The following is a 21,348-nucleotide window of genomic DNA, read 5'->3' as shown; positions in this document are numbered from 1 at the left end:
TTTTCTCCTCCTTCTTAACTAGAGGATGACACTTTAGCTCACTTTTTTGTTTCCGAAAGTGTATACAATTTATGATACTTTCCTGTATACGATTTAATGATATTCAACAGGGTTCAGGGTTCAGGGTTCAGGGTTCAGGGTCTTCGAAGAAATTGCTTTATGTCCTTTATGTCCTTTTTGTCTTTTAAACCCTGAACCCTCTCCTTCAAGCTGTTAACCGCGAAATTTCGTGTACATCTTCAGCCAGGGAAATCAGATCGCTGTCAGTGATTTCTTTCTTCTGGTCAGCCAGCGAAATGAAATGCCGATAGAGCCGGTCAATTTCAAACCGGTCAAACCGATACCCAAGCCGTTCAAAATGCTTAATCAAGGCGTGACGCCCGGAATGTTTCCCAAGCACCAGCCGGTTTTCAGGAACACCAACTGATTCCGGCGTCATAATTTCGTAGGTCAGCCGGTTTTTGAGCACGCCGTCCTGGTGGATACCCGCTTCGTGGGCAAACGCATTGCGTCCGACAATTGCCTTGTTTGGCTGGACTGGAATATTTGTAATTTCAGACAAAAGCTGACTGGTTGGAAATAACAATTCCGATGCAATTTGGGTTTGATAGGCCAGCACGTCGCGTCGCACGGAAAGGGCCATCACAAGTTCTTCGAGCGAGGCATTTCCGGCGCGTTCACCAATCCCGTTGATGGTGCATTCAACCTGACGGGCACCGGCCTCGATAGCGGCCAGTGAATTGGCCACGGCCAGCCCTAAATCGTTGTGACAATGCACGCTGATCGTCGCCTGATGGATGTTGTCCACGCGCTCAAACAGCGTTTTGATGATCACCGACATTTCGGAAGGAATCGTGTAGCCGACTGTATCGGGAATGTTCACCACGGTCGCACCGGCGGCGATGACTTCGCGCACGACCTGGCACAGATAGTCAAGGTCAGTGCGGGTGGCATCCTCAGGTGAAAATTCAACCTCATCGGCAAAGGTGCGCGCCAGTTTTACGGCCTGACAGGCTTGGTCAAGCACCTGTTCCCGGCTGCGTCGCAATTTGTAAGTCAGGTGAATGTCGGATGTGGCAATGAAGGTGTGGATGCGGGGATGATGGGCAGGAGCCAGTGCTTTTCCAGCGCAGGTAATGTCTTCGTCGCAGGCCCGAGCCAGGGCGGCAATCGCTGGGCGGCGGAAGTGAGTTGCCACCGCATTGACGGCGGCCCAGTCACCGCCTGAGGCCGCCGGAAAGCCGGCTTCGATAACGTCTACACTCAGACGATCAAGCTGATGGGCCATTCGCAGCTTTTCGTTGATTGTCATGCTACAGCCCGGAGACTGCTCTCCATCGCGCAGCGTCGTGTCGAAGACAGTGACACGTACGGATTCCATTGCACGAACTCCTTTTCTTTCAAAATGGTACAGGATAAACCTGAAAAGTCCGCTCCGATGGCAAAACACACCTTTCCTGAGTCCGGGCCTGACCTGCCCTGACAGAAGTGGATCGGTGTCAACGAAGTGGATTTCCTTGAAAAGATGCAACGCGGCAGATTGCCTGATCTGAAGCGTTGGAAAATATACTAGCCAGGGCGAGGGTTGGGCTCACATTCCCCCTCTACCTACGTACCCCAACCCGGCCCAGTCTAGTTATTGAGTCAGCCAAATGCCAAAGGCAGGGCTTTGGAAAAGCCTTTCCCTGTTGGGAAATGCACCCTCCAGCAGATGAAGGGCGGTATGACTTATTGGCGAGGGCTACGGTAGAGCAAAAAAAAACAGTAGTCAAATTTATAATTCTTGTAATATCATAAGAAATGCTTATGATATAAGTGTAATTGAATTACACTTCAGTTTTTACTAATACTGATCAGACGTGCGGTTGTGGGTTTGAGAGAACTTGAAAGTGATTCCCAAAATTTACACAACCCCTTTCGCTTCAGAATTTTAAAAACACTGGCGACAGATTTGAAACGGGACGTTGCGGAGGCACCAACCAGGGTATGGATCTTTCTCAATTAGAGGTCTTTTTAGCTGTCGCTCAGGAAAAAAGTTTTTCCCGGGCGGCCCAAAAAATGCACCGAACGCAGGCGGCGGTCAGCCAATCCATTCGCAAACTGGAAGACGATGTCGGGGAAGTGCTCTTTGATCGTGCGTTTAAGGACGGTCGCCTAACCGATGCCGGCGAGTTGCTTTTTGATTTTGCCCAGGAAATGCTCAATGTCCGGCGCGAAGCCACCAATGCGCTCAAGGAACTCCGCAGCCTGCATCAAGGAAAACTCCAAATTGGGGCCAATGAATACACCGTGATGTATTTGCTCCCGGTTTTGGCGGAATTTCGCCGGTTGTACCCGCGCATCAAGGTTGAGGTCAAACGCAGCCGGGCCAGCGAAATCCCAATGCAAGTTATTCATCGTGAAGTAGATATGGGTGTAATCTCATTCCAGCCCCAGGAGCCTGGGTTGCAGTCAATCGAAGTTGGAACCGATTCACTGGTGCTGGTCGTTGGGCCGACGCATCCGCTGGCTTCAAAAGACCTGGTTTCGATTACGGAGCTGGAAATGGAGTCATTTGCGGCGCACAATGTCGTTTCTCCGTACCGCCAGAAAGTTATGGAAACATTTCAACGCTACAAAACACCACTTAACATCACACTTGAACTGCCCTCTATCGAAGCCATCAAACGCTACATCCAGTTTGGAAGCGGGGTCTGCATTCTGCCCAAACTGGCGGTTCAAAACGAACTCGACCACAAGTTGCTGGTTGGGATTCCGATCAAGGAAATGAAAGTCGAACGCAAACTGTATCTGGTGCATCGCCGCAAGTCCGGCCTTTCGCACGCGGGCAAAGCCTTTCTGCGGCTGGCTCAATCGTTGCAGCCGCCAGGGTAGGGTTCCGGTTTGCGAAAAGACAAAAAGGACGAAAACCCTGAACCCCGGACAAGATGACAGGGGGACACGGGGACACGGGGACACGGGGATTTTTTTCATCCCTCATCCTTCATCCCTCATCCCTTCTGAAAACCCTGAACCCTGAACCCCGGACAAGATGACAAGGCGACAAGGGGATTTTTTCATCCCTCATCCTTCATCCCTCATCCCTTCTGAAAACCCTGAACCCTATTTTGCCCCTCGTGCTTTCGCCTTTTTGATATAGCTGGCGGCATCCGGGGTTTTGCAACTGGTTTGGCCATGGTCAACTTTGACTTTGCCGATGGCAGCAGCAATTCGAAGGGCTTCGGCTTCGAGTTGCGCATTGCGCATGCCGATGCCGATCAAGGCGCCATTCATTGAGTGCCGGACGCGGTTCGGGCGGGTATGAATCTCCCGCTCGATGATGTCGAGGTACGGTTTGAAAAAATCATCTGGAAGCGTTGAATCTGAAACCGCAAGCCTTCCCAAAATTCCCCAGGCCAACTGTCCAGTCCATTCCGTTTCACTGTTCTTCCACATATCCAGGACCTGCCTGGCAACCGATGTTTTCGCGACCAGTCCGGTCAAAGCATCAGTGATGACATAATTGGATAATTCATCCACACAGGCTTCAACTTGCGCCAGCGTAAGTTGTTTTGGATCGGCAATCATCGTGGCCAGAATCCGGGCATCGTGATTGCCGGAATTCCAGAGCTCGACGGCCAGGTCATGATTCGTTTTGAGTTTTTTCTGTAGTTTCCCCAGATGGGCGTAACTGACCCCAAACATCGGCGTGGTGATACCGTGCTGGCGGTAAACTTTCCGGGCTTGTTCTGTCCCGAGTGCTTCCAGTTGCTGCAAAACTTCCTGAATCGTCATCTTTTTGGTGAACTCCCGTTCGTGCATGATATGGTGTCGGCAATTGCATCTTCTCAAAATAACTCAGTTATGTCTATATCAAATCTGAAAGCCTGGCGTGCGGGATTTTGATGGCTTGAACTGCACACGGGCCAAACTGCATTTCCATCAAAATGGCATGTTATGACCTCTGGTGTACTGGTTCAAATTGGCATTCTTGTGGTGTTGATTGGCGGAAACGGACTGCTGGCCATGTCAGAAATGGCGATTGTTTCATCCCGCCCAGAACGCCTCCGGCAACGCCAGGCCCTCGGTGATGACCAGGCTGGTGTGGCGCTGAGTTTGATTGAGTCCCAAAATCGGTTTTTATCCACCATTCAAATTGGTATTACCTTTGTCGGAATTCTGGCCGGGGCCGTTGGGGAAGCCACTCTGGCCGGGTTTATCGCCGGCTGGATCAGCCAGATTCCGCTCCTGTCCCCATTCAGTCAGGTTCTGAGCCTGCTCATGGTGGTGGGAAGCATCGGGTTTTGCTCGGTGGTTTTTGGAGAACTGGTGCCGAAACGAATTGCACTCAATGCCCCGGAAACCATTGCTTCACGGGTGGCTCCGATGATGGTTCGACTGTCGCTCGTCGCCAGGCCACTGGTCTGGCTACTCAGTCAAACCACCAATTTTTTCCTCCACCTGGTTGGCCAACACGAGCCGGAGCCGACTTCGGTCACCGAACATGAAGTCCGGATTCTGATTTCTGAAGGCACGGAAGCGGGGGTGTTTGAACCAACCGAAAAGGAGATTGTCTACCGGGTGTTTCGATTGAGCGAGCGGTTGACGGCAGGTGTGATGATTCCCCGGCTTGAAATTGTGTGGATTGACGTGGGTGATTCGTACGAACAGATTCGCCAGAAAATTCGTGTGACCCGGCAGGTGTGGATTCCAGTGTGTCGTGGTGGGCTTGATACCGTCATTGGCGTGGTTCACATTCGGGAAATTCTCGATCTCTTTCTCAGTCAAGGCCAAATCCATCTCACCGAAGTCCTCCACAAACCTCTTTTTATCCCCGAACACGTGCCCGCGTTAAAAGTTCTGGATCATTTTCAACAGGCGCAAGCCCAGGTGTTGTTTGTCATTGACGAACACGGGGATATCGAGGGAATGATCACGGCTGATGAGTTATCAGAAGCCATTCTTGGACAGATAGGCCATCAGCCTGAAGAAATTCGCCGGGTGATGGTCTGTGTCGAGGGAACATCACAGTATCAACTGGATGGGATGTTTCCCTTGATCGAACTCGAAGACCTGCTTGAAATCCAAATCCCGATGGAAGCCAAACGCGCTTTTCAAACCCTGGGCGGTTTTGTCTTATTTGAGTTGGGAAAAATTCCAGTTGCTGGTGATCAATTTCGTCATGGGAACTGGCAATTTACGGTGCTGGCCATGGAGGGAAATCGAGTTGGAAAAGTAGCCGTCACGCTCATTGAACCAATATAAAGCACGTTCATTTCCGTCGAAATCATCACCCGATGTCTTCCCATAACCCGGTTTCAGAAAAAGAATTCTTTGGAGTGCAGTGACTTGTCACCGCTTTTCAAAGCTGCAGCAAGTTGCAGCACTCCAAAGAAATATTTATCTGCTCAACCCTCAATGATGATTTGGCTTGGGATTGTTCGCCAGATCAAAGAAAAGAATTTCAGACGGTTCAAGTGCTTCAATTTCAACACGTTCGACATCGCTGATGGCGGCGGCATCTCCGGTCTTCAATTCAACTCCATTGACGTTCACACGTCCAAGTCCAATCTGAAGCCATCCGTGCCGGGTTGGGCACAGGCGGTGACTTACGGTTTTTCCGGGGGCCGTCAGACTGGCAACGTAAAAATCTACGTCTTGATAAATTGTCAGTGCCTGGCTGCGTCCATCACGGGCCGCCACCAGACAGAGCGTATCCTGGCGATCTGTAGCGGCAAATTGACGCTGTTCATATCCCGGCTGCAATCCTTTGCGTTCGGGCAGTAGCCAGATTTGAAACAAATGCACTTCTTCAGTATCTGAGTGATTAAATTCACTGTGGCTGATGCCGGTTCCGGCGGACATCCGCTGAACTTCACCCGCCTGAATGACGCCCACGCCACCCGTGCTGTCTTTGTGGGCAAGCGTGCCTTTGATCACATAGGTCAAAATTTCCATATCCGCGTGCGAGTGCATTCCAAAACCGGCGCCTGGCCGGATCCAGTCTTCATTGATCACTCGCAGGTGCTGAAATCCCATATGCTTTGGATCAAAATACATATTAAATGAGAACGAATGTCGGCTATCGAGCCAATAGGTTTGAGTTTGTCCGCGTTCAGTTCCTGGTCGGACGGTAATCATTTGAAACCTCCTTTAATCTGGGGATGAGGGCTCAGGGCAATCGAAGGGATGAGGGATGAAGGATGAGGGATGAAATAAAACCAATTCTTCAGCCGCTTTCTTCAGCCCTCAGCCCTTTCTTTCATTGTTCACTGTCTTCCACGCACCCATTGCTGGGCGGTGAGCGCCACCCGGCGGCCAAGCAGTTCCGCTGTTTTTAAATCGCCGTCTGGCGGAACGGCTGTTCCGTGAGTGGATTGCGCCATGGCGCCGAGGAAACTACCGACGCGATTGATACTTTCCGGGTCGCCGGGTGCCCCAGATGGCAACACATCCATTCCCACCCAAATCATGGCGTGCTGGCCGGCAAACACCGCGAACTGGAGCAGCGTGTTGAGTTTATCGCCGCTCAAGCTCCCGGAATTTGAAAAACCGGCGGCGATTTTGTCTTTCCATTTCAGCTCCATCCACATCTTCGAACTGGCTTCCATAAACGCTTTCATCTTGCTGGAAACACTGCCCATATAGGTTGGGCTTCCAAAAATAATGGCGTCAAAGTCATTTAATTTTTCCAAATTGGTGATGGCATCATCCGAAGTAAAAACTTCAACAGTGGTACCCTCGACAGATGCCGCGCCTCGGGCGACGGCCTCGGCTTGCGCCGCTGTATGTCCATATCCACTGTGATACACAATTGCAACACGTCCCATATACACTCCTTTGTGATGAAATCCAAATTCCTGACCGCGTTGACAATACCCAGATTCCACGCTAGGAGTCCAATACATTGTTCTCATCACTTAATCGCTAAAAGAGATTAGTTCGGGGTTCGGGGGTCAGGGTTCGGGGTTTCGGGTTTGAAAAGGCCAAAAGGACGAAAAAGACCAAAGAGACTGTTTGGAAATGATTGGGATTTTTGCAAGTTGTTGATTTAAAACAAAATTGTTCTTGAACCCGCTTCGCAGGTTAAAACACTGAATTTCCAAACAGTCTCAAAGAGATTCCTTGAAGATCTATCGAAAACCCCAAACCTCAAACCCCAAACCCTGACCCCCGAACCCTGACCCCCGAACCCCGAACCCTGAACCCCGAACCCTATGGAACTACGACACCTTCGCTATTGCATTGCCGTGGCCGATGAACTCAATTTCAACCGGGCGGCTGAAAAGCTGCACGTCTCACAATCGGCACTCAGTAAACAGATTCGTGAACTGGAAGAAGAAATCGGAATTGAGATTTTCGAACGCACCAAACGCAAAGTCGAAGTCACCGAAGCAGGCCGGCTCTTTCTGGCCGAAGCCCGCCGAACGCTGGCCCAGGCGGATCAGGCGCTCCAGATTGCCACTCGCGCCGGGCGTGGTGAAATCGGGAAACTGGTGGTCGGCCTTGAAGGTTCGTCCACCTATGACTTGATTCCCAAGATTTTGCACACCTATCGGTCCCGCTTTCCACACGTTGATCTGATCGTGACCGAAATGCCGACGCTACAGCAAATCCATGCTCTCGAACACAAACACATTGATGTCGGGTTTTTAATTCAACCAGATGATCTGGCCGACAATATCGAATGCGAACGGTTGCTGCGGGAACCATTGATTGTGGCACTCCACCAGTCGCATCCGTTGAAAGATCAGTCTCAGGTTTCACTTCAAGCTCTGGCGAAGGATGCCTTTGTGTTTGTCCCTCAAAGCTTGGGCTGCGGGTTTTTCTCGCTGGTCAGTCAGATTTTTCGATCAGCCGGCTACACACCGGGAATCATCCAGGAAGCCAGTCAACTTCAGATCTTGTTGAGTTTTGTTGCCGCCGGAATGGGCATCACCCTGATTCCAGCTTCGGCCCGAGTGTTTCAAATGCCTGGGATTGTCTATGTTGATCTGGAGCCACCTGCTCCGACGGTGGATGTGATGGTGGCCTGGCGGGGTGATGATTCGTCACCCGTGGTGCACGCGTTTCTGAAAATCGTGCGCGACAACACTCAAAAGCAACGACTGAACACATAACTTGCTGAAATAAATTAAGAAGTGGCAGAATGCCCCGCTGACAAACTGATCGAGTGATTGAATGACCAGGAATCATTCTTCATTCTTCATTCTTCATTCTTCATTCCTAACTGATACATCCAGGCCCATGCAATCTTCCAATACCCCACTTCCTTCTGTTCCAGAGATTGAACAGTGGTTGAAAACCACTGAATTGTTCCAGGGATTCCCGACTGACCTGATCCAGGATATGTCCGGAGAACTCTACCGCATTCGATTGGCCAAAGATGTCCTTCTTTTTCGTCAGGGTGACATCGCCGATGCGATTTATCTGGTCCTGAACGGAACGCTTCGCGTCACGGTGAAGCAGCCAGAAGGGCATGAACAAACCGTGGGCACGGTGCTGGTGGGGCAACCAGTTGGGGAAATTCAGGTTTTGACCGGCGGCAAACGGACCGCCAGCGTGTATGCCGATACTGAGGCTATGGTCCTGAAAATTCCACGGGCCACGTTTGAACATGCCATCAGCCGCGTTCCCGACCTGATCAACCGCGTCACTCAGATTATTCAGGTTCGGCTCCAGCGGGAGCTAATGCTGACGGTGCTGCCTCCGCTGGTTGGTTCAATGGATGATGAAGCCCTCCAAATGGCCGAAGAACACGCCGAATGGGTATATCTGCAACAAGGTGAATGTCTGTTTTCACAAGGGGATGTCGGAGGCGCCGTGTATCTGGTCATGAGTGGTCACCTTTATGCGGTGCTCAATGATCAAAGCGGAAATCAGCGAGTCCTCAATGATATTGGCCGTGGAGAAATCATTGGGGAGATTGCCTTTTTCACTCACGAATCTCGCACCGCCAGCATTTTTGCCTCACGTGACAGCATTCTGATTCGATTTAATCATGCCAGCTTCACCCGGTTGAGCGAGCGCTACCCAAACATCACCCAGTTTATTATTCAAACACTGATCAAGCGGCTGCGGACGCGTGAACTCCATCAAGGGAACAAAGGCAGCATTCGCTACGGAGGACTCGGTCAGCAGTCAACGTCGCGCATCCGCTGGTCATCGGTCACCCGCAAAATTTCAAACATTGCGATCATTCCACTCAGTAACGGGTTGCCGGTTGAACGCTTTGCTCAAAAACTGGAAGCTGCCCTGCACACCTTTGGCAAGGTTTTGGTGTTGACGGCGCAACGGGTTGATGCTGAGTTAGGAAATCCGGGGATTTCCCAGTCCAGTGTGGAAGACCCGCTGAGCATCCGGTTAACCGCCTGGCTTGACCGACAGGAATTACTCTATCAATTTGTCGTGTATGTGGCCGAGCCTGGGGCCTCGGCCTGGACGCAACGCTGTATTCGGCAAGCAGATCGAATCCTGCTCACGGCGTTCGCCCACGAATCACCCAAACTGCGAGAAGCCGAAGAGCGCTTTCTGGCCGGGATGAATTCGATCACATCGCCACCCCAATCGCTGGTGTTGATCCACCCCAACCGCGATCAACTTCCAAGTGGCACCAAACAGTGGATTGATCTGCGCCCGGTGGAAAACCATTTTCATATTGTCATAGACCGGCAGGAAGACTTTGAACGACTGGCGCGGGTAATGACTGGCCATGCCGTAGGGCTGGTGTTGGGTGGTGGTGGTGCCCGGGGCCTGGCGCACCTCGGGGTTTATCGAGCGTTGCAGGAAATTGGCATTCCAATTGACATCATCGGAGGCACCAGCATGGGCGCCATTGCCGGGGCTCAAATTGCGCTTCAGTGGAATTGGGAACAACTCAAGCACCGGAACAAAATCGGATGGGTTGATATGGAGCCAGCTTCGGATTACACCATCCCGGTGTTTGCTTTTTTGAAAAGCCATCGTGCCCTCAGAGCCATCCAGTCTTCATTTGAAGACCATCAAATTGAAGACACCTGGATCAATTTCTTTTGTGTTTCCAGTAATTTAACCACGGCTGAAATTATGATTCACCGCGAAGGGCCGCTCGTCAATGCCTTGCGGGCCAGCAGTTCGCTCCCTGGTGTCTTTGTCCCGGTCATTGATGGGAAAAATATTTTGGTTGACGGCGCCGTCTTTAATAACTTACCTGGAAACCTTGTCCGCGATTTTGGGAGTGGGTTTAACATTGTGATCAATGTGAGCCCGGAAGAAGATCTGGTCCCCAAGCGCGAACAGTTTCCTTCGGCCTGGGGCGCCTTGAAAGATCGGGTGCTGCACGGTGAAAAAAACCTCGGCGTACCGACTATCCTCGATACAATTATCCGGTCGTTACTGCTCAGTAGTACCAACGTCGCCAATGCCGTCCAGCGGGATGCCGATTTATATCTGGCGCCGCCAGTCAGTGAGTTTGGAATGCTTGAATTTACCGCCTTTGAACAAATCATCGAGGCCGGCTATCGTTACGGGGTTGATACCCTCAGGTATTTTAAGTTGCCCTGGACCTGAAGAATGAAGAATGAAGAATTGAGAATGAACAAATATGTCAGCAAACCCAAAGTACTTGTATTCATTAGAAATGACTGACTGACAAGGTGACAAGGTGACAGGGTGACAGGGTGACAGGGTGACAGGGTGACAAGGTGATTTTTTTCATCCCTCATCCTTCATCCCTCATCCCTTGAAAGAGAATCCCGAACCCCGATTCAGCCACCCAACGGCAGTTTCCCTTCCCAACTGACCACCACGCCATTTTCAAAATTCACCGTGAATTTAATCTGATTGGGTTTGCTTCCGGCATATTTCCAGGTCACATGGTTTTTGCCTTGCAGGAGTTTAGCTTCGGTTGTGGTCGGCGAACCGATGATGGCTTTGACAATTTCCTCGCTATCGCCTTTTTCAATCCGGCTGATGTTGATGCGTTCGGCGACAAAGCGGCCAAACAGCTTTTCAGCCGTTACCTGGCGGATTTCAAGTTCTTCAGCCGTCAGGCTTGAAAGTTGACGCCGATCAAGCCAGCCCATGGATTCTTTTTCCTCACGGGTCAACGCGGCCAGTTCAAGCTTGCGCGACAGCATACAATCGGTTGGCATCCAGTCATTCAATTCAGCGGCAGTTCGAAACGGTGTGATCGGTGCCGCAATCGCCGTCCGCGAACACTTGCGCCGCAATTTGAACTGTTCAAAAAAGCCGAAGACATCCACATTTTTCAAGTTTAAAAAATCAACCTTGATCCACTCTACCCGTGGAACCTGGACGCTGAGCAGGTACTGATCTTCCATGACTCCGGTTTGGGCATTGGGGCGTTGCGAATATCCCGACAAAATGACTGATGTCACCTTCGGAAGCGCCCAAAAAATTTCACCAACCACGCGAAAGGCAACCGAATGAATATGATGGATGTATTCTTTTTGGCGGCGATAGGTTGACCGTGGGTGCACGTTGAGGCGAAATCCAGGGAAATCAATCGTCGCGGTGTAGGCCGGCATGTCTTCAATTTCCGGGAAATCCACATCCACCCACACGGTTTGGGCATCAGGTGTCACTTCAAAACTGGCGGTCGTTTCCCGAAACCAGTCAATTTCCTTAAACACTTCTCCGAGCAAATCTTCCATTGCTTCGGGGTTGCCTTCGCGGCCATTGGTCAAGGCCGACTGACGCACCCGATTGCGCTCGGTGATATCAGCCTTGAGCCGTTTGTAATTGGCCAGTTGGTCCTGGTAATCGGCCATCGCTTCGGTTTTATAGGTCGTGTGGGCATTGCGGCGGCGTTCCCATTCGCGCTGGGCCTGGACGTAGGCTTCACGCAACCGGTTATTCTCAGCTTCAATCTGGTCGCGTTTGGATTTCAACAATCCGCCGAGGAACCCCGGAGTCTTTAATTCCGGCGGAAGTGGAATCGGTTCTGAAAAATCGAAAATCTCAGGTGGCGCCGGCACACTGCCGGCCAGGATCAGCTCCGGTAAATCAAAGGATTTGCGCGGTGAAGGCGTTTCCAGATGCAGGTCTAATCCGGAATCCTGGTTATAGGCCGCCGCTTCGCGTTCCAGAATTTCAGTCACGGCCTTCCAGTTCTGTGAAACCAGTTGCTCAAGCCAGGTATCAGGAATCACCTGCCCATATTGATTATAAAAACAAATTCGTGAGTCAGTATTGAGCCCAATCGAGGCCGGAACCACCGTCGGCTGGGTGCCCGGAGGTGAAGGTTGCTGGCTCCACCCAGGTTGGGTGCCAGGTAGTGGTGGCAGGGGCGTGGGCGGTGGCGGCGTCGCCGGGTTCTTGCGGCGATTGCTGGATACTTTTGTCCGATACGACAGCCCGGTGCCAGGTAAACCGAGATTCAAAAATGTGCCGGCAGAGCCAACATTGACTGAAGCCCCCTGTCCACCAACAGTCAAACTCATGCCTTTGGTGCTGAGATTGACCTTGAGACCTGGTGCAATTTTGATGGATTTGCGAAACCGAAAGCCCATGGCATTTCCAAATGACGAAGTGGTTTTTTGGTGCTTGGTGCTTGGAAAGAAAGAGAAACTTCAACCCAAAGCCCGAAGTCTTCAGCCCCAAGCCCGAAGTCTTCAGCTCCAATTCGCAGCATAGCCTAATTCCATACACTGATTCCACCTGCTCGATACTGGGAGCCGTGTTGATTCTGCCTCAAGCTTGGCTATAATCGCGCCGCTTTTGTACCTTCCAGGCAGACTTTCCAATTGTGTTCTGCCCGTTTCAAGTCGTGAAAACAAATCTGCTTTCAAACACAAGGAGAACTTTCAATGGTCAAAGAATATGATCTGGTCGTGCTGGGTGCGGGTCCAGGCGGATACGTGGCAGCCATTCGCGCCAGTCAACTCGGCCTCAAAACAGCCATCGTCGAAAAGAAATACTGGGGCGGAGTCTGTTTGAACGTCGGCTGCATTCCGTCAAAGGCATTGCTCAGAAATGCTGAATTGGTGCATATCCTCAAGCACAAAGCCAACCAGTTTGGAATCAAAGTGGATGGGACGCTCAGTTTTGACTATGGTGAAGCCTTTCGCCGCAGTCGCAAAGTCGCCGATGGACGCGTGAAAGGCGTCCATTTTCTGATGCGCAAGAACAAAATTGACGAATACGACGGGTGGGCAAGTTTTCAGGATGCCAACACGCTGGAAGTTGCTCTCAACAAAGGCGAAAGCGAAACCATCAAGTTCAAGAACTGCATTATTGCCACTGGGGCGACGACCCGTTTGATTCCAGGTTCGAAATTGAGCGAACGCGTGGTGACCTACGAAGAGCAAATCCTTGAAGACAAAGTTCCGGGCAGCATCATTATTGCCGGGGCGGGCGCGATTGGGGTCGAATTTGCCTACGTTTTGAGCAACTACGGCTGCCAGGTAACGATTGTCGAATTCCTGGATCGGATTGTGCCGCTTGAAGATGAAGAAATTTCGGCTGAACTCAAAAAGCATTATGAACGCGCCGGCATCAAAATCATGACCAGCACTCGCGTTGATCTGATTGAAGATACTGGCTCAAACGTCCGGGTCACCGTGGCCGATGGCACAGGTCAGCAGAAAGTACTCGAAGCCGACAAAGTGATGCAGGCGATTGGATTCAAACCACGCGTTGAAGGCTATGGCCTGGAAAAAACCGGTGTGAAGCTGACCGACCGTGGGGCCATTGAAATCAGTGACTATATGCAAACCAATGTGCCGCACATTTATGCCATTGGTGATGTAACGGCCAAATTGATGCTTGCCCACGTGGCCGAAGCGATGGGGGTCATTGCCGCCGAACACATGACCGGAACGGAAACCATGGGCCTCAATTTTGTGATGATGCCTCGCGCAACTTACTGCCAGCCGCAAGTTGCCAGCTTTGGCTACACGGAAAAACAGGCGATTGAACAGGGGTATGACGTCAAAGTCGCCAAATTCCCATTCACCGCCAATGCCAAAGCCCACGGCTTAAACGACGCCATCGGCTTTGTGAAACTCATCAGCGACAAAGCCCACGGTGAATTGCTGGGTGGTCACTTAATCGGCCCGGAAGTCACCGAATTGCTCCCCGAACTCACCCTGGCACAGCAGTGGGAACTGACGGTTGAGGAAATGTCGCGCAACGTTCACGCTCACCCAACCCTGTGCGAAGCAGTCAAAGAAGCCATCCATGGTCTGGCTGGCCACATGATCAATATGTGAAGAATTGAGAATGAAAAATCTTTTTAGTGCTGGACGCCTGGTGACTGATGCTTGGGGTCAATATCTTCTAATACCAGTTTGTAGTCAGTAGATCGTAGTCAGTAGTTCACTAAATTCAATTGATTGAATTACTTGACTGTTCCCTAATACGATAACTTCATTCCAAAATGGTATAAGACCCAAATAGTGATTGGTATTTGGTGTTTAGCACTTAGTACAAGTCCCCATAAAAGGGGGATGAAATTCGACCATTCGTTGGCAGAACCATTGGTTTTCGCCCGGATGGGCGGTGGAAAATAGCCGGTGGCAAGTGTCGCTTTGGACACGCGGCCACCGGACAGAGTCGCCATCACGGGTTCGCGCCCGGATGGGCGCTGGAACAACGGTGAGAGAGAAGCTGAAAATTCCATAAAAACCGGGATCAAACCAGCTTCCAGCGCCCATCCGGGCGAAAGCCAATTCGGAATCACCGAAATTCCATCCCCCTTTTATGGGGACTTGTACTTAGAAATCAATAGCATCCAAAAACAAAGAACCAATCAGTTTCTTCATTCTTCATTCTTCATTCTTCATGCTGCTCTTTTTCCCGTTCAGTCAGCAAAATCAACCATTCAGAAATCATCGTTTGGCCTCGCGAGCAAATCCTTTTAGCGTGACTGAAATTGACACATTCACGTTACCAAGGAGATTCACGATGGCCAGACGATTTTTTCTTTTGTTCGGATGTATTGGGTTCATGCTGATAAGCGGAACTGATTTCTCAATTCTGGGACAAGCACCCGCCAATAAACAAGCGGCCCAACTGGCAGCCATGAAAAAGCTGGAGGGCATGGTCGGAGACTGGACGGGAAGCGGATGGATCGAATTTGGACCACAACGCCAAACCTTTACCAGTGTCGAAACGATTCAATCCCGGCTGAATGGCATGATTTTGATTATCGAAGGACTGCATAAAGCCAAAGCTGAGACGAACAGTCCTGAAAAAATCATCCATCACGCTCTGGCCTGGCTTTCATTCGATGACCAGACCAATCAGTATCGCATCCGCCCGCATAAAGCGGATGGGGCTTCCCTAGACACGGTTTTAGTTCCAACCGAAAATGGAAGCTGGCAATGGGGAATTCCAAGCCCCAACGGCGGAAGCATCCGCTATACCATTACTTTTAAAGAGAATAAGTGGCAGGAAGTCGGCGAGTTTTCAATGGATGGCAAACAGTGGCGCAAGTTCTTTGAAATGAATTTAGAGAAGAAATAGCCGGGAAAGAGCGAGATAGTGAATAGCGAACCAATAGCGAGTAGCGAGTAGCGAGTAGTGAGTAGTCAATCCAGGGTTCTTTTTGACTAACACCGAAACTCCAGGCTCAATTTACCAAACCTGGTGTTGCAACCAGGGAGTTTTGTTTTACTACCCGCTACTCGCTACTTACTTTTTCTGACTACTCGCTACTCGCTACTCGCTATTCGCTATTGGTTCGCTACTTCGCTCTCACTCCTACTCACCCATAACTTTTTCAATCGCTTTGAGCAAGCCTTCCGGGGTAAAGGGTTTTTGGATAAAACCACTTTTTAACTCACGTTGGGCGTCTACATACTGAGTGACGTCGAGATAGCCGGACATAAACAATATTTTCATTTCCGGGTATTCACGCCGTAACAACTGGGCCAGATCGGTGCCACTCATCGTCGGCAAAACCACATCGGTTAACAACAAATTGATTGGCTGTTTGGAACGCTTGATGATTTCAAGTGCTCTGGGGCCATTTTCCGCTTCAAGGACAGTAAATCCTGAGAGTTGCAGGATTTCGACGGTCAGGCGGCGAATATTGTCGGCGTCTTCAACCACCAGCACCGTTTCGGAACGACTGGATTGACCTGCGGAAATTGTGGTGGCACGGGTTGAAGCAATATCAAACGCCGCAGCCGGAAGGAAAATCCAAAAGCGACTGCCTTTTCCAACCTCACTGGTGACAAAAATATGGCCGTCTGATTGACGAACAATGCCATAGACCGTGGAAAGTCCAAGCCCGGTGCCCTTTCCATCTTCTTTGGTGGTATAAAAGGGTTCAAAAATCTGACTCAACACATCAGGGGCAATTCCGGTGCCGGTGTCAGTCATCGTGATGCTGACAAACTCACCTGGTGGCACGGAAAATTCAAACACGCCCTCTTTTTCAGCGGTGGCATTCTGGGTTTTGAGTTCCAGTTTTCCGCCCTTCGGCATGGCGTCACGGGCATTGACGGCCAGATTGAGCAGAACCTGTTCGAGTTGGCCAGGGTCGGCCTGCACTGGCCGCAGATCGGTGGAAAGGGTGACTTCCAGGAAGATATCCTCACCAATCAACCGCCGCAGCATTTTTTCCAGATTGGCAATGACTTTGTTTAAATCCAGAATTTTTGACTGAAGCACCTGTTTGCGGCTAAATGCCAGCAACTGACGAGTGAGGGAACCAGCACTTTCACTGGCTTTTTGGACTTCAACAAAAAATCGGTAGATCGGATCTTGTGGATGGGTTCGCCGCAGGGCAAGTTCGGTGTACCCACCAATAACCGTCAGAAGGTTATTAAAGTCGTGGGCAACACCACTGGCTAACCGGCCAATCGCCTCCATTTTTTGGGCCTGCAAGAATTGCAATTCTTTCTGGCGGAACTTCTCCTCCGCTTCTTTGAGTTCAGTGATATCCGTAAAGGCGGTGACGAGTTCAGTAATCGAGCCATCATCATCCACGTTTGGGACACTCCGCAGTGAAAACAGGCGATACCCGTTGCCACCAGTTTGAATCAAAAATTCTCCCTGGGCAGAGGTACGGGTTTGAATGGTGGTCTCCAGTAGTTGCGAAATGATGGGTCGGTGGTCAGGATGAAACCCATAGATCCACCCCTTGTCAGCCAGATCTGCGATGGGTTGACCAGTCAGGGCGGCCCAGGCCGATTGATTCCCCACCAGATGACCCTTGATATTGATTGACACCACAACCTGAGCTGAAGCATCCACCAGGGTTCGATAGCGGGTTTCACTTTCCTTGAGGGCCACTTCGGCCTTTTTCAAGGTTGTAATATCAATGGCAACGCCGCCCACCAGCAACTGAAACTCAGAGCGGATCGGAAACCGATAGATCAGGAAAAATCCAGTGGCACCATCTGGACAGGTCAGGGATTCGGTAACTTCAATCGCACGTTCCGTGGCGCACACTTGCTTCATTATAGCCAGGTGATGTTCAGCCTGAACGGGAGGAAACAAGTCCTGAATCAATTGCCCAACTGGATTGCCGTTTCGAAGTTGAAACATCTGGGTAAACCGCTGGTTGGCATACTGGATTGCCCCGGCCTGGTCTGTGATCCAGGTTGCCGCCGGGTTGTAATCCATAAACTCCTGGAACCGGCGTTCGCTTTCTTTGAGCGAGAGTTCAGCCAGTTTGCGCTCTGTAATATTGATATGCATCACAACGACGCCAGCGAACGGCGTTGCCGGCAACGGCGCCACCAGTGCCTGAAACCAGCGTTGTTCGGTAGGGGAATGGCAGGGATATTCAATTGGGTCATGAACCTGCTGGCCAGCCAATGCCATCTCAATTGCCGATTGAACCGCCAGCGCGGAATCTCGATCCTCATCCGTGACACAATCACAGCGCTCAAGGTAGCTTTCGCCAATCCCAAATGGCTCATGGAGCCCGTTCATTCTCCCAAAAGCCTGCCAGGATTCATTCACGGTTTGAATGACACCTTGTTCATCCAAAATCGCAAGATGGACAGGCAACGCATCCAGAATAGAGGTAGTAAGATGGGCCAGGGATTGCTGCTGGTGGATTGTCGCACGGAGGGTCCGCTCAACCTGTTTGTGTTTTGTAATGTCACGTAAGGTTGCGAGCAGCGCGGGTGATTCATCCCATTGAATCTCAACCGTCTGGATTTCGACTATTACGGGGCTTGAATCAGGACGAATCACCTCAGTTTCGATTCGTTCATCGCTGACAATCGGAATCCCCAACGGAAGTCCCACCAGTTCACTCGCGGTCTTGCCAAGAAGTTGCTCAGCCGCCGGGTTCATCAAACTGACTCGGCCTGCCTGATCAAGAACCAGCATGCCATCCGGGTTTTTTTCAAACAAGAGACCAAAGAGATCACCATCCACCTTGCCTGGATGCAAATGTTGAGATTGGCCTTTGAGAGAGTGCGAGATGAGATCTGACATGAAACACCTGGTTCAATGATAATAGGGTCATACCATTTTGGGCTTATGGGGTATCGGGCTAAGAACCATAAGCGCCAGGACAAGGAAATGAGAGCCTGGTTGAGACACGGAGAAGAAGAGGCACGGAGACAGGGAGACAATTTCACAGAGTGTGTCAGCTTGAACGGACTCCGGTTGGGAGCGGAGGAATGAGACTATTGAAGGTGTCTCCTTGTCTCCTTGTCTTCGTGTCTCCTTGTCCAGATCAGACGTTGTTCCCTTATCCTGGCGCTTATGGGGTATCGGGCTAAGGGCTGAGGGGAATACAAGTTTATCAACAACTTAGCCTTTTGCTCATGTGATGGCATCATTTCAAAATGGTATCAGGTAGGTTTTTGGATACTTTCATTTTGAGCATGCAATTGCAAAACCACAGTATTCATCTAATAAAAGAATATAGTAATAGTTCCATCAACTACTTACTTAAAAAGAATTTACATTATTTTCCGCCAAACAGAAAAGCAAGAGTACTCTAACTTTGTAATCCACTCAATACCAGATTGACTCACCGATTTCTGTCCCTGTGTCAGAAAATTGACACCCAGACATTAAACTAAGGTCGCCTTCTGTTCCTCTGTACTTTTCCGTTACCAAAAACGAAAAGCGGTGCAGGCAAACTCAAATCCAGAATTTCACGTATCCCAGAGAACTCATCCAGGAAATCAATTTGGCAACTCAGCCCACAGCCTATTTTTTGAAACCAATTTTGAGGAAGTCCAATGAAAGTTTTTGTGTTTTTTGTTTTATTCGCCTTGCTGGCAAATGTGCCAGTTGCAGCCTCACCGCAAAACCAGCAGCAAGTGATTGAACCCTTTTCAGTTGAATCACTCGAAGAAGAATACAGCGTCTATACCGCGATTTTAAACCGCTACCTGAGCCCGACGTCAAACGTCCAGGTTCTGGTCCTTCGAGACTTTGCCCAAACCGAAACCGAATCCAAAAAGCAACTCCACGACCGGGTCAAATTTGTCAGCCAAAACCTGCCGGCGCTTGAGAAAAAAACCGCTTCCAACTTCAAGAAACAGAACCGAAAGCCGTTCCCGCTTCAGGAACGATTTACACTCTCGGTTCCAGTGCACCTCATTAGTGACGAAGAATTTCGGCAACTGGTGCCCAGCGCGGCTGATTGGAGTGGTTTTTACAAAGCCTATCCAGGTTCACCGGGATTGCTAACCTTTTCCCGCGTAGGCTTTAACCGTGATCTCACCCAGGCCGTGGTCTACCTGTCACAAGTAGCCGGCCCACTCGGAGGTGAAGGCGTCTTTGTCCTACTCCAAAAAGAAAATGGCGTCTGGACACCGACCGAAGAAATCACAGTCTGGATTTCCTGAAAAAGGCAGAATGAAGAATGAAGAATTGAGAAGCACTCTTATCAGGGTTAAAAAGTGACCAGAAATTGAATGAATTCCACGTGGCAAACCACTTGCTCACACAGATGGTACTGATTTGACTCCATCTCTTGTTCGTTCCTGGTGAGTTATCCTCCAATAATGTCTATTCTTCATTCTCAATTCTTCATTCCTTACAGATCAGCCAGCAGAACGCGCCCGGTGGGTTGATAGGTGCGCTGTTGTTCTTCATCCAGACTTTCGTGATGCTGGCTCAAATCAAGGCCAATCACTTCCTGATCAACTCTGACCCGAAGCGGCATAATGGCGTTGGTCAGTTTGAAGAGCAGATACGACCCTCCAAAGGTATACACACCCACAATCACCAACGCATACAAATGATGCAGAAATGTTGTGAACTGACCTGACATCAGGCCAACTTTATCCGCAAACACCGCCGTCAGGATCATTCCGACAATCCCTCCGACCCCGTGGCAGGGAAACACATCGAGCGTATCGTCAAGGGTTGATTTCGACTTCCAGTGAACGGCGGCATTACTGATTACACTTGAAATTGAGCCGATAAAAATACTGGCCCCAACCGTCACAAAACCGGCGGCGGGGGTAATGGCAACCAGCCCAACCACGGCACCGATACAGGCGCCAAGGGCTGATGGAGCACGCCCTTTGAGCATGTCAAAGAAAATCCAGGCCAGCATGGCCGCCGCCGAAGCCGTGTTCGTGGTCAAAAATGCCTGGGCCGCCAGTTCCGAAGCCGCCAGGGCCGATCCGGCATTAAACCCAAACCAGCCAAACCAGAGCATTCCCGTGCCGAGCAACACATAGGGAATATGGGCCGGCATGCCATGGTCGCCGCCTTTATGAACCTGACGCCGTCCCAGCACCATCGCCCCAGCCAACGCTGCAAACCCAGCCGACATATGGACCACGGAGCCTCCGGCAAAGTCGAGCACTCCCATTTGTCGCAAAAACCCTTGCGGATGCCAGGTCCAGTGAGCCAGCGGGGTATAGATAAAGAGCGTGAACAGGCAGATAAACAGCATATAACTGGTGAACTTGACCCGTTCAGCAAAAGAACCAGTGATCAATGCTGGCGTGATAATCGCAAACTTGAGTTGGAAGAGGGCAAATAAAATCAGAGGAATCGTCGGAGAAAGATCCGGGTGAGTTGCCCCAGTGACTCCGCGAAACATAAAGTAGGTCAACGGATTGCCGATTACTCCTTTGATACTATCGCCAAAGGCCAGACTAAACCCCACCACAACCCACAAAATACTGATCAATCCCATGGCAATAAAACTTTGCAACATGGTGGAAATCACATTCTTGCGTTGAACCATGCCTCCATAGAAAAAAGAAAGCCCTGGTGTCATCAATAACACCAACGCGGTGGCGGTCAACATCCAGGCAACATCACCAGTGTTAATGGGCCCACCTTTGACTGCGGCTGTGGAGGCTGGAACAAAGGCTGCCGCACAACTGATAACCATCAATAACCCAAATGGAAGCACACGTTTAAATTCCATGAGCTGTCTTTCACTCCTCAAATCTTGAATGCAGGCAAATGAACTCTCTTCAG

The 21,348-nt window shown here is 50.5% G+C and carries 15 protein-coding genes; 7 read left to right on the top strand and 8 right to left on the bottom strand.

Features of this window, described 5'->3' with window-relative positions; genetic code table 11:
* Positions 1 to 205 precede the first annotated feature (205 nt).
* Positions 206 to 1,381, bottom strand: a complete 1,176-nt coding sequence (locus HY774_23205) for a 2-isopropylmalate synthase (GenBank protein ID MBI4751398.1) — start codon at positions 1,379 to 1,381, stop codon at positions 206 to 208.
* Between the two features lie 605 nt (positions 1,382 to 1,986).
* On the opposite strand from HY774_23205, the gene HY774_23200 reads away from it, so the two are divergent.
* On the top strand, positions 1,987 to 2,874 hold the full coding sequence (locus HY774_23200) for a LysR family transcriptional regulator (protein MBI4751397.1): 888 nt from the start codon (positions 1,987 to 1,989) through the stop codon (positions 2,872 to 2,874).
* A 228-nt stretch (positions 2,875 to 3,102) separates the two neighbouring features.
* Here the strand turns inward: HY774_23200 and HY774_23195 are convergent, their stop codons facing one another.
* Positions 3,103 to 3,774 (bottom strand): DNA alkylation repair protein, encoded by a 672-nt coding sequence (locus HY774_23195; protein MBI4751396.1) that lies wholly within the window; start codon positions 3,772 to 3,774, stop codon positions 3,103 to 3,105.
* A 162-nt stretch (positions 3,775 to 3,936) separates the two neighbouring features.
* On the opposite strand from HY774_23195, the gene HY774_23190 reads away from it, so the two are divergent.
* Entirely contained in the window at positions 3,937 to 5,244 is a 1,308-nt protein-coding gene (locus HY774_23190) for an HlyC/CorC family transporter (protein ID MBI4751395.1), read from the top strand.
* 150 nt (positions 5,245 to 5,394) lie between these two features.
* On the opposite strand, the gene HY774_23185 is transcribed toward HY774_23190, so the two are convergent.
* On the bottom strand, positions 5,395 to 6,120 hold the full coding sequence (locus HY774_23185; protein MBI4751394.1) for a pirin family protein: 726 nt from the start codon (positions 6,118 to 6,120) through the stop codon (positions 5,395 to 5,397).
* Between the two features lie 128 nt (positions 6,121 to 6,248).
* Positions 6,249 to 6,809 (bottom strand): flavodoxin family protein, encoded by a 561-nt coding sequence (locus HY774_23180; GenBank protein ID MBI4751393.1) that lies wholly within the window; start codon positions 6,807 to 6,809, stop codon positions 6,249 to 6,251.
* A 387-nt stretch (positions 6,810 to 7,196) separates the two neighbouring features.
* On the opposite strand from HY774_23180, the gene HY774_23175 reads away from it, so the two are divergent.
* Positions 7,197 to 8,099: a LysR family transcriptional regulator gene (locus tag HY774_23175; GenBank protein MBI4751392.1), complete on the top strand. Its 903-nt coding sequence runs from the start codon at positions 7,197 to 7,199 to the stop codon at positions 8,097 to 8,099.
* Between the two features lie 127 nt (positions 8,100 to 8,226).
* Complete coding sequence (locus tag HY774_23170; GenBank protein MBI4751391.1) at positions 8,227 to 10,527, top strand: cyclic nucleotide-binding domain-containing protein; 2,301 nt, start codon at positions 8,227 to 8,229, stop codon at positions 10,525 to 10,527.
* 197 nt (positions 10,528 to 10,724) lie between these two features.
* Here HY774_23170 and HY774_23165 read toward each other — a convergent pair whose 3' ends face one another.
* Positions 10,725 to 12,491, bottom strand: a complete 1,767-nt coding sequence (locus tag HY774_23165; GenBank protein MBI4751390.1) for a DUF4236 domain-containing protein — start codon at positions 12,489 to 12,491, stop codon at positions 10,725 to 10,727.
* A 297-nt stretch (positions 12,492 to 12,788) separates the two neighbouring features.
* On the opposite strand from HY774_23165, the gene lpdA reads away from it, so the two are divergent.
* Positions 12,789 to 14,192, top strand: a complete 1,404-nt coding sequence (lpdA, locus tag HY774_23160; GenBank protein ID MBI4751389.1) for a dihydrolipoyl dehydrogenase — start codon at positions 12,789 to 12,791, stop codon at positions 14,190 to 14,192.
* A gap of 143 nt (positions 14,193 to 14,335) precedes the next feature.
* Here lpdA and HY774_23155 read toward each other — a convergent pair whose 3' ends face one another.
* Positions 14,336 to 14,662 (bottom strand): hypothetical protein, encoded by a 327-nt coding sequence (locus tag HY774_23155; GenBank protein ID MBI4751388.1) that lies wholly within the window; start codon positions 14,660 to 14,662, stop codon positions 14,336 to 14,338.
* Positions 14,663 to 14,886: 224 nt separating this feature from the next.
* Between HY774_23155 and HY774_23150 the strand changes: the two genes are divergently transcribed.
* Positions 14,887 to 15,447 (top strand): hypothetical protein, encoded by a 561-nt coding sequence (locus HY774_23150; protein MBI4751387.1) that lies wholly within the window; start codon positions 14,887 to 14,889, stop codon positions 15,445 to 15,447.
* A 237-nt stretch (positions 15,448 to 15,684) separates the two neighbouring features.
* On the opposite strand, the gene HY774_23145 is transcribed toward HY774_23150, so the two are convergent.
* Positions 15,685 to 18,381, bottom strand: coding sequence for a PAS domain S-box protein (locus HY774_23145; GenBank protein ID MBI4751386.1), 2,697 nt, complete (start codon positions 18,379 to 18,381; stop codon positions 15,685 to 15,687).
* Positions 18,382 to 19,139: 758 nt separating this feature from the next.
* Here HY774_23145 and HY774_23140 point away from each other — a divergent pair.
* Entirely contained in the window at positions 19,140 to 19,751 is a 612-nt protein-coding gene (locus HY774_23140; protein MBI4751385.1) for a hypothetical protein, read from the top strand.
* Positions 19,752 to 19,942: 191 nt separating this feature from the next.
* Here the strand turns inward: HY774_23140 and HY774_23135 are convergent, their stop codons facing one another.
* A complete protein-coding gene (locus HY774_23135) occupies positions 19,943 to 21,295 on the bottom strand; it encodes an ammonium transporter (protein ID MBI4751384.1) in 1,353 nt (450 codons plus the stop codon).
* Positions 21,296 to 21,348 lie beyond the last annotated feature (53 nt).

The sequence above is a fragment of the Acidobacteriota bacterium genome (assembly GCA_016208495.1).
Classification (GTDB): Bacteria; Acidobacteriota; Blastocatellia; order Chloracidobacteriales; family Chloracidobacteriaceae; genus JACQXX01.
This window is presented reverse-complemented; position numbering and strand designations above follow the sequence as displayed.

Excerpts from the sequence above, each read along its gene's own strand:
- HY774_23205 (MBI4751398.1), bottom strand. The coding sequence starts at position 1,381 with ATGGAATCCGTACGTGTCACTGTCTTCGACACGACGCTGCGCGATGGA.
- HY774_23200 (MBI4751397.1), top strand. The coding sequence starts at position 1,987 with ATGGATCTTTCTCAATTAGAGGTCTTTTTAGCTGTCGCTCAGGAAAAA.
- HY774_23195 (MBI4751396.1), bottom strand. The coding sequence starts at position 3,774 with ATGACGATTCAGGAAGTTTTGCAGCAACTGGAAGCACTCGGGACAGAA.
- HY774_23190 (MBI4751395.1), top strand. The coding sequence starts at position 3,937 with ATGACCTCTGGTGTACTGGTTCAAATTGGCATTCTTGTGGTGTTGATT.
- HY774_23185 (MBI4751394.1), bottom strand. The coding sequence starts at position 6,120 with ATGATTACCGTCCGACCAGGAACTGAACGCGGACAAACTCAAACCTAT.
- HY774_23180 (MBI4751393.1), bottom strand. The coding sequence starts at position 6,809 with ATGGGACGTGTTGCAATTGTGTATCACAGTGGATATGGACATACAGCG.
- HY774_23175 (MBI4751392.1), top strand. The coding sequence starts at position 7,197 with ATGGAACTACGACACCTTCGCTATTGCATTGCCGTGGCCGATGAACTC.
- HY774_23170 (MBI4751391.1), top strand. The coding sequence starts at position 8,227 with ATGCAATCTTCCAATACCCCACTTCCTTCTGTTCCAGAGATTGAACAG.
- HY774_23165 (MBI4751390.1), bottom strand. The coding sequence starts at position 12,491 with ATGGGCTTTCGGTTTCGCAAATCCATCAAAATTGCACCAGGTCTCAAG.
- lpdA (MBI4751389.1), top strand. The coding sequence starts at position 12,789 with ATGGTCAAAGAATATGATCTGGTCGTGCTGGGTGCGGGTCCAGGCGGA.
- HY774_23150 (MBI4751387.1), top strand. The coding sequence starts at position 14,887 with ATGGCCAGACGATTTTTTCTTTTGTTCGGATGTATTGGGTTCATGCTG.
- HY774_23145 (MBI4751386.1), bottom strand. The coding sequence starts at position 18,381 with ATGTCAGATCTCATCTCGCACTCTCTCAAAGGCCAATCTCAACATTTG.
- HY774_23140 (MBI4751385.1), top strand. The coding sequence starts at position 19,140 with ATGAAAGTTTTTGTGTTTTTTGTTTTATTCGCCTTGCTGGCAAATGTG.
- HY774_23135 (MBI4751384.1), bottom strand. The coding sequence starts at position 21,295 with ATGGAATTTAAACGTGTGCTTCCATTTGGGTTATTGATGGTTATCAGT.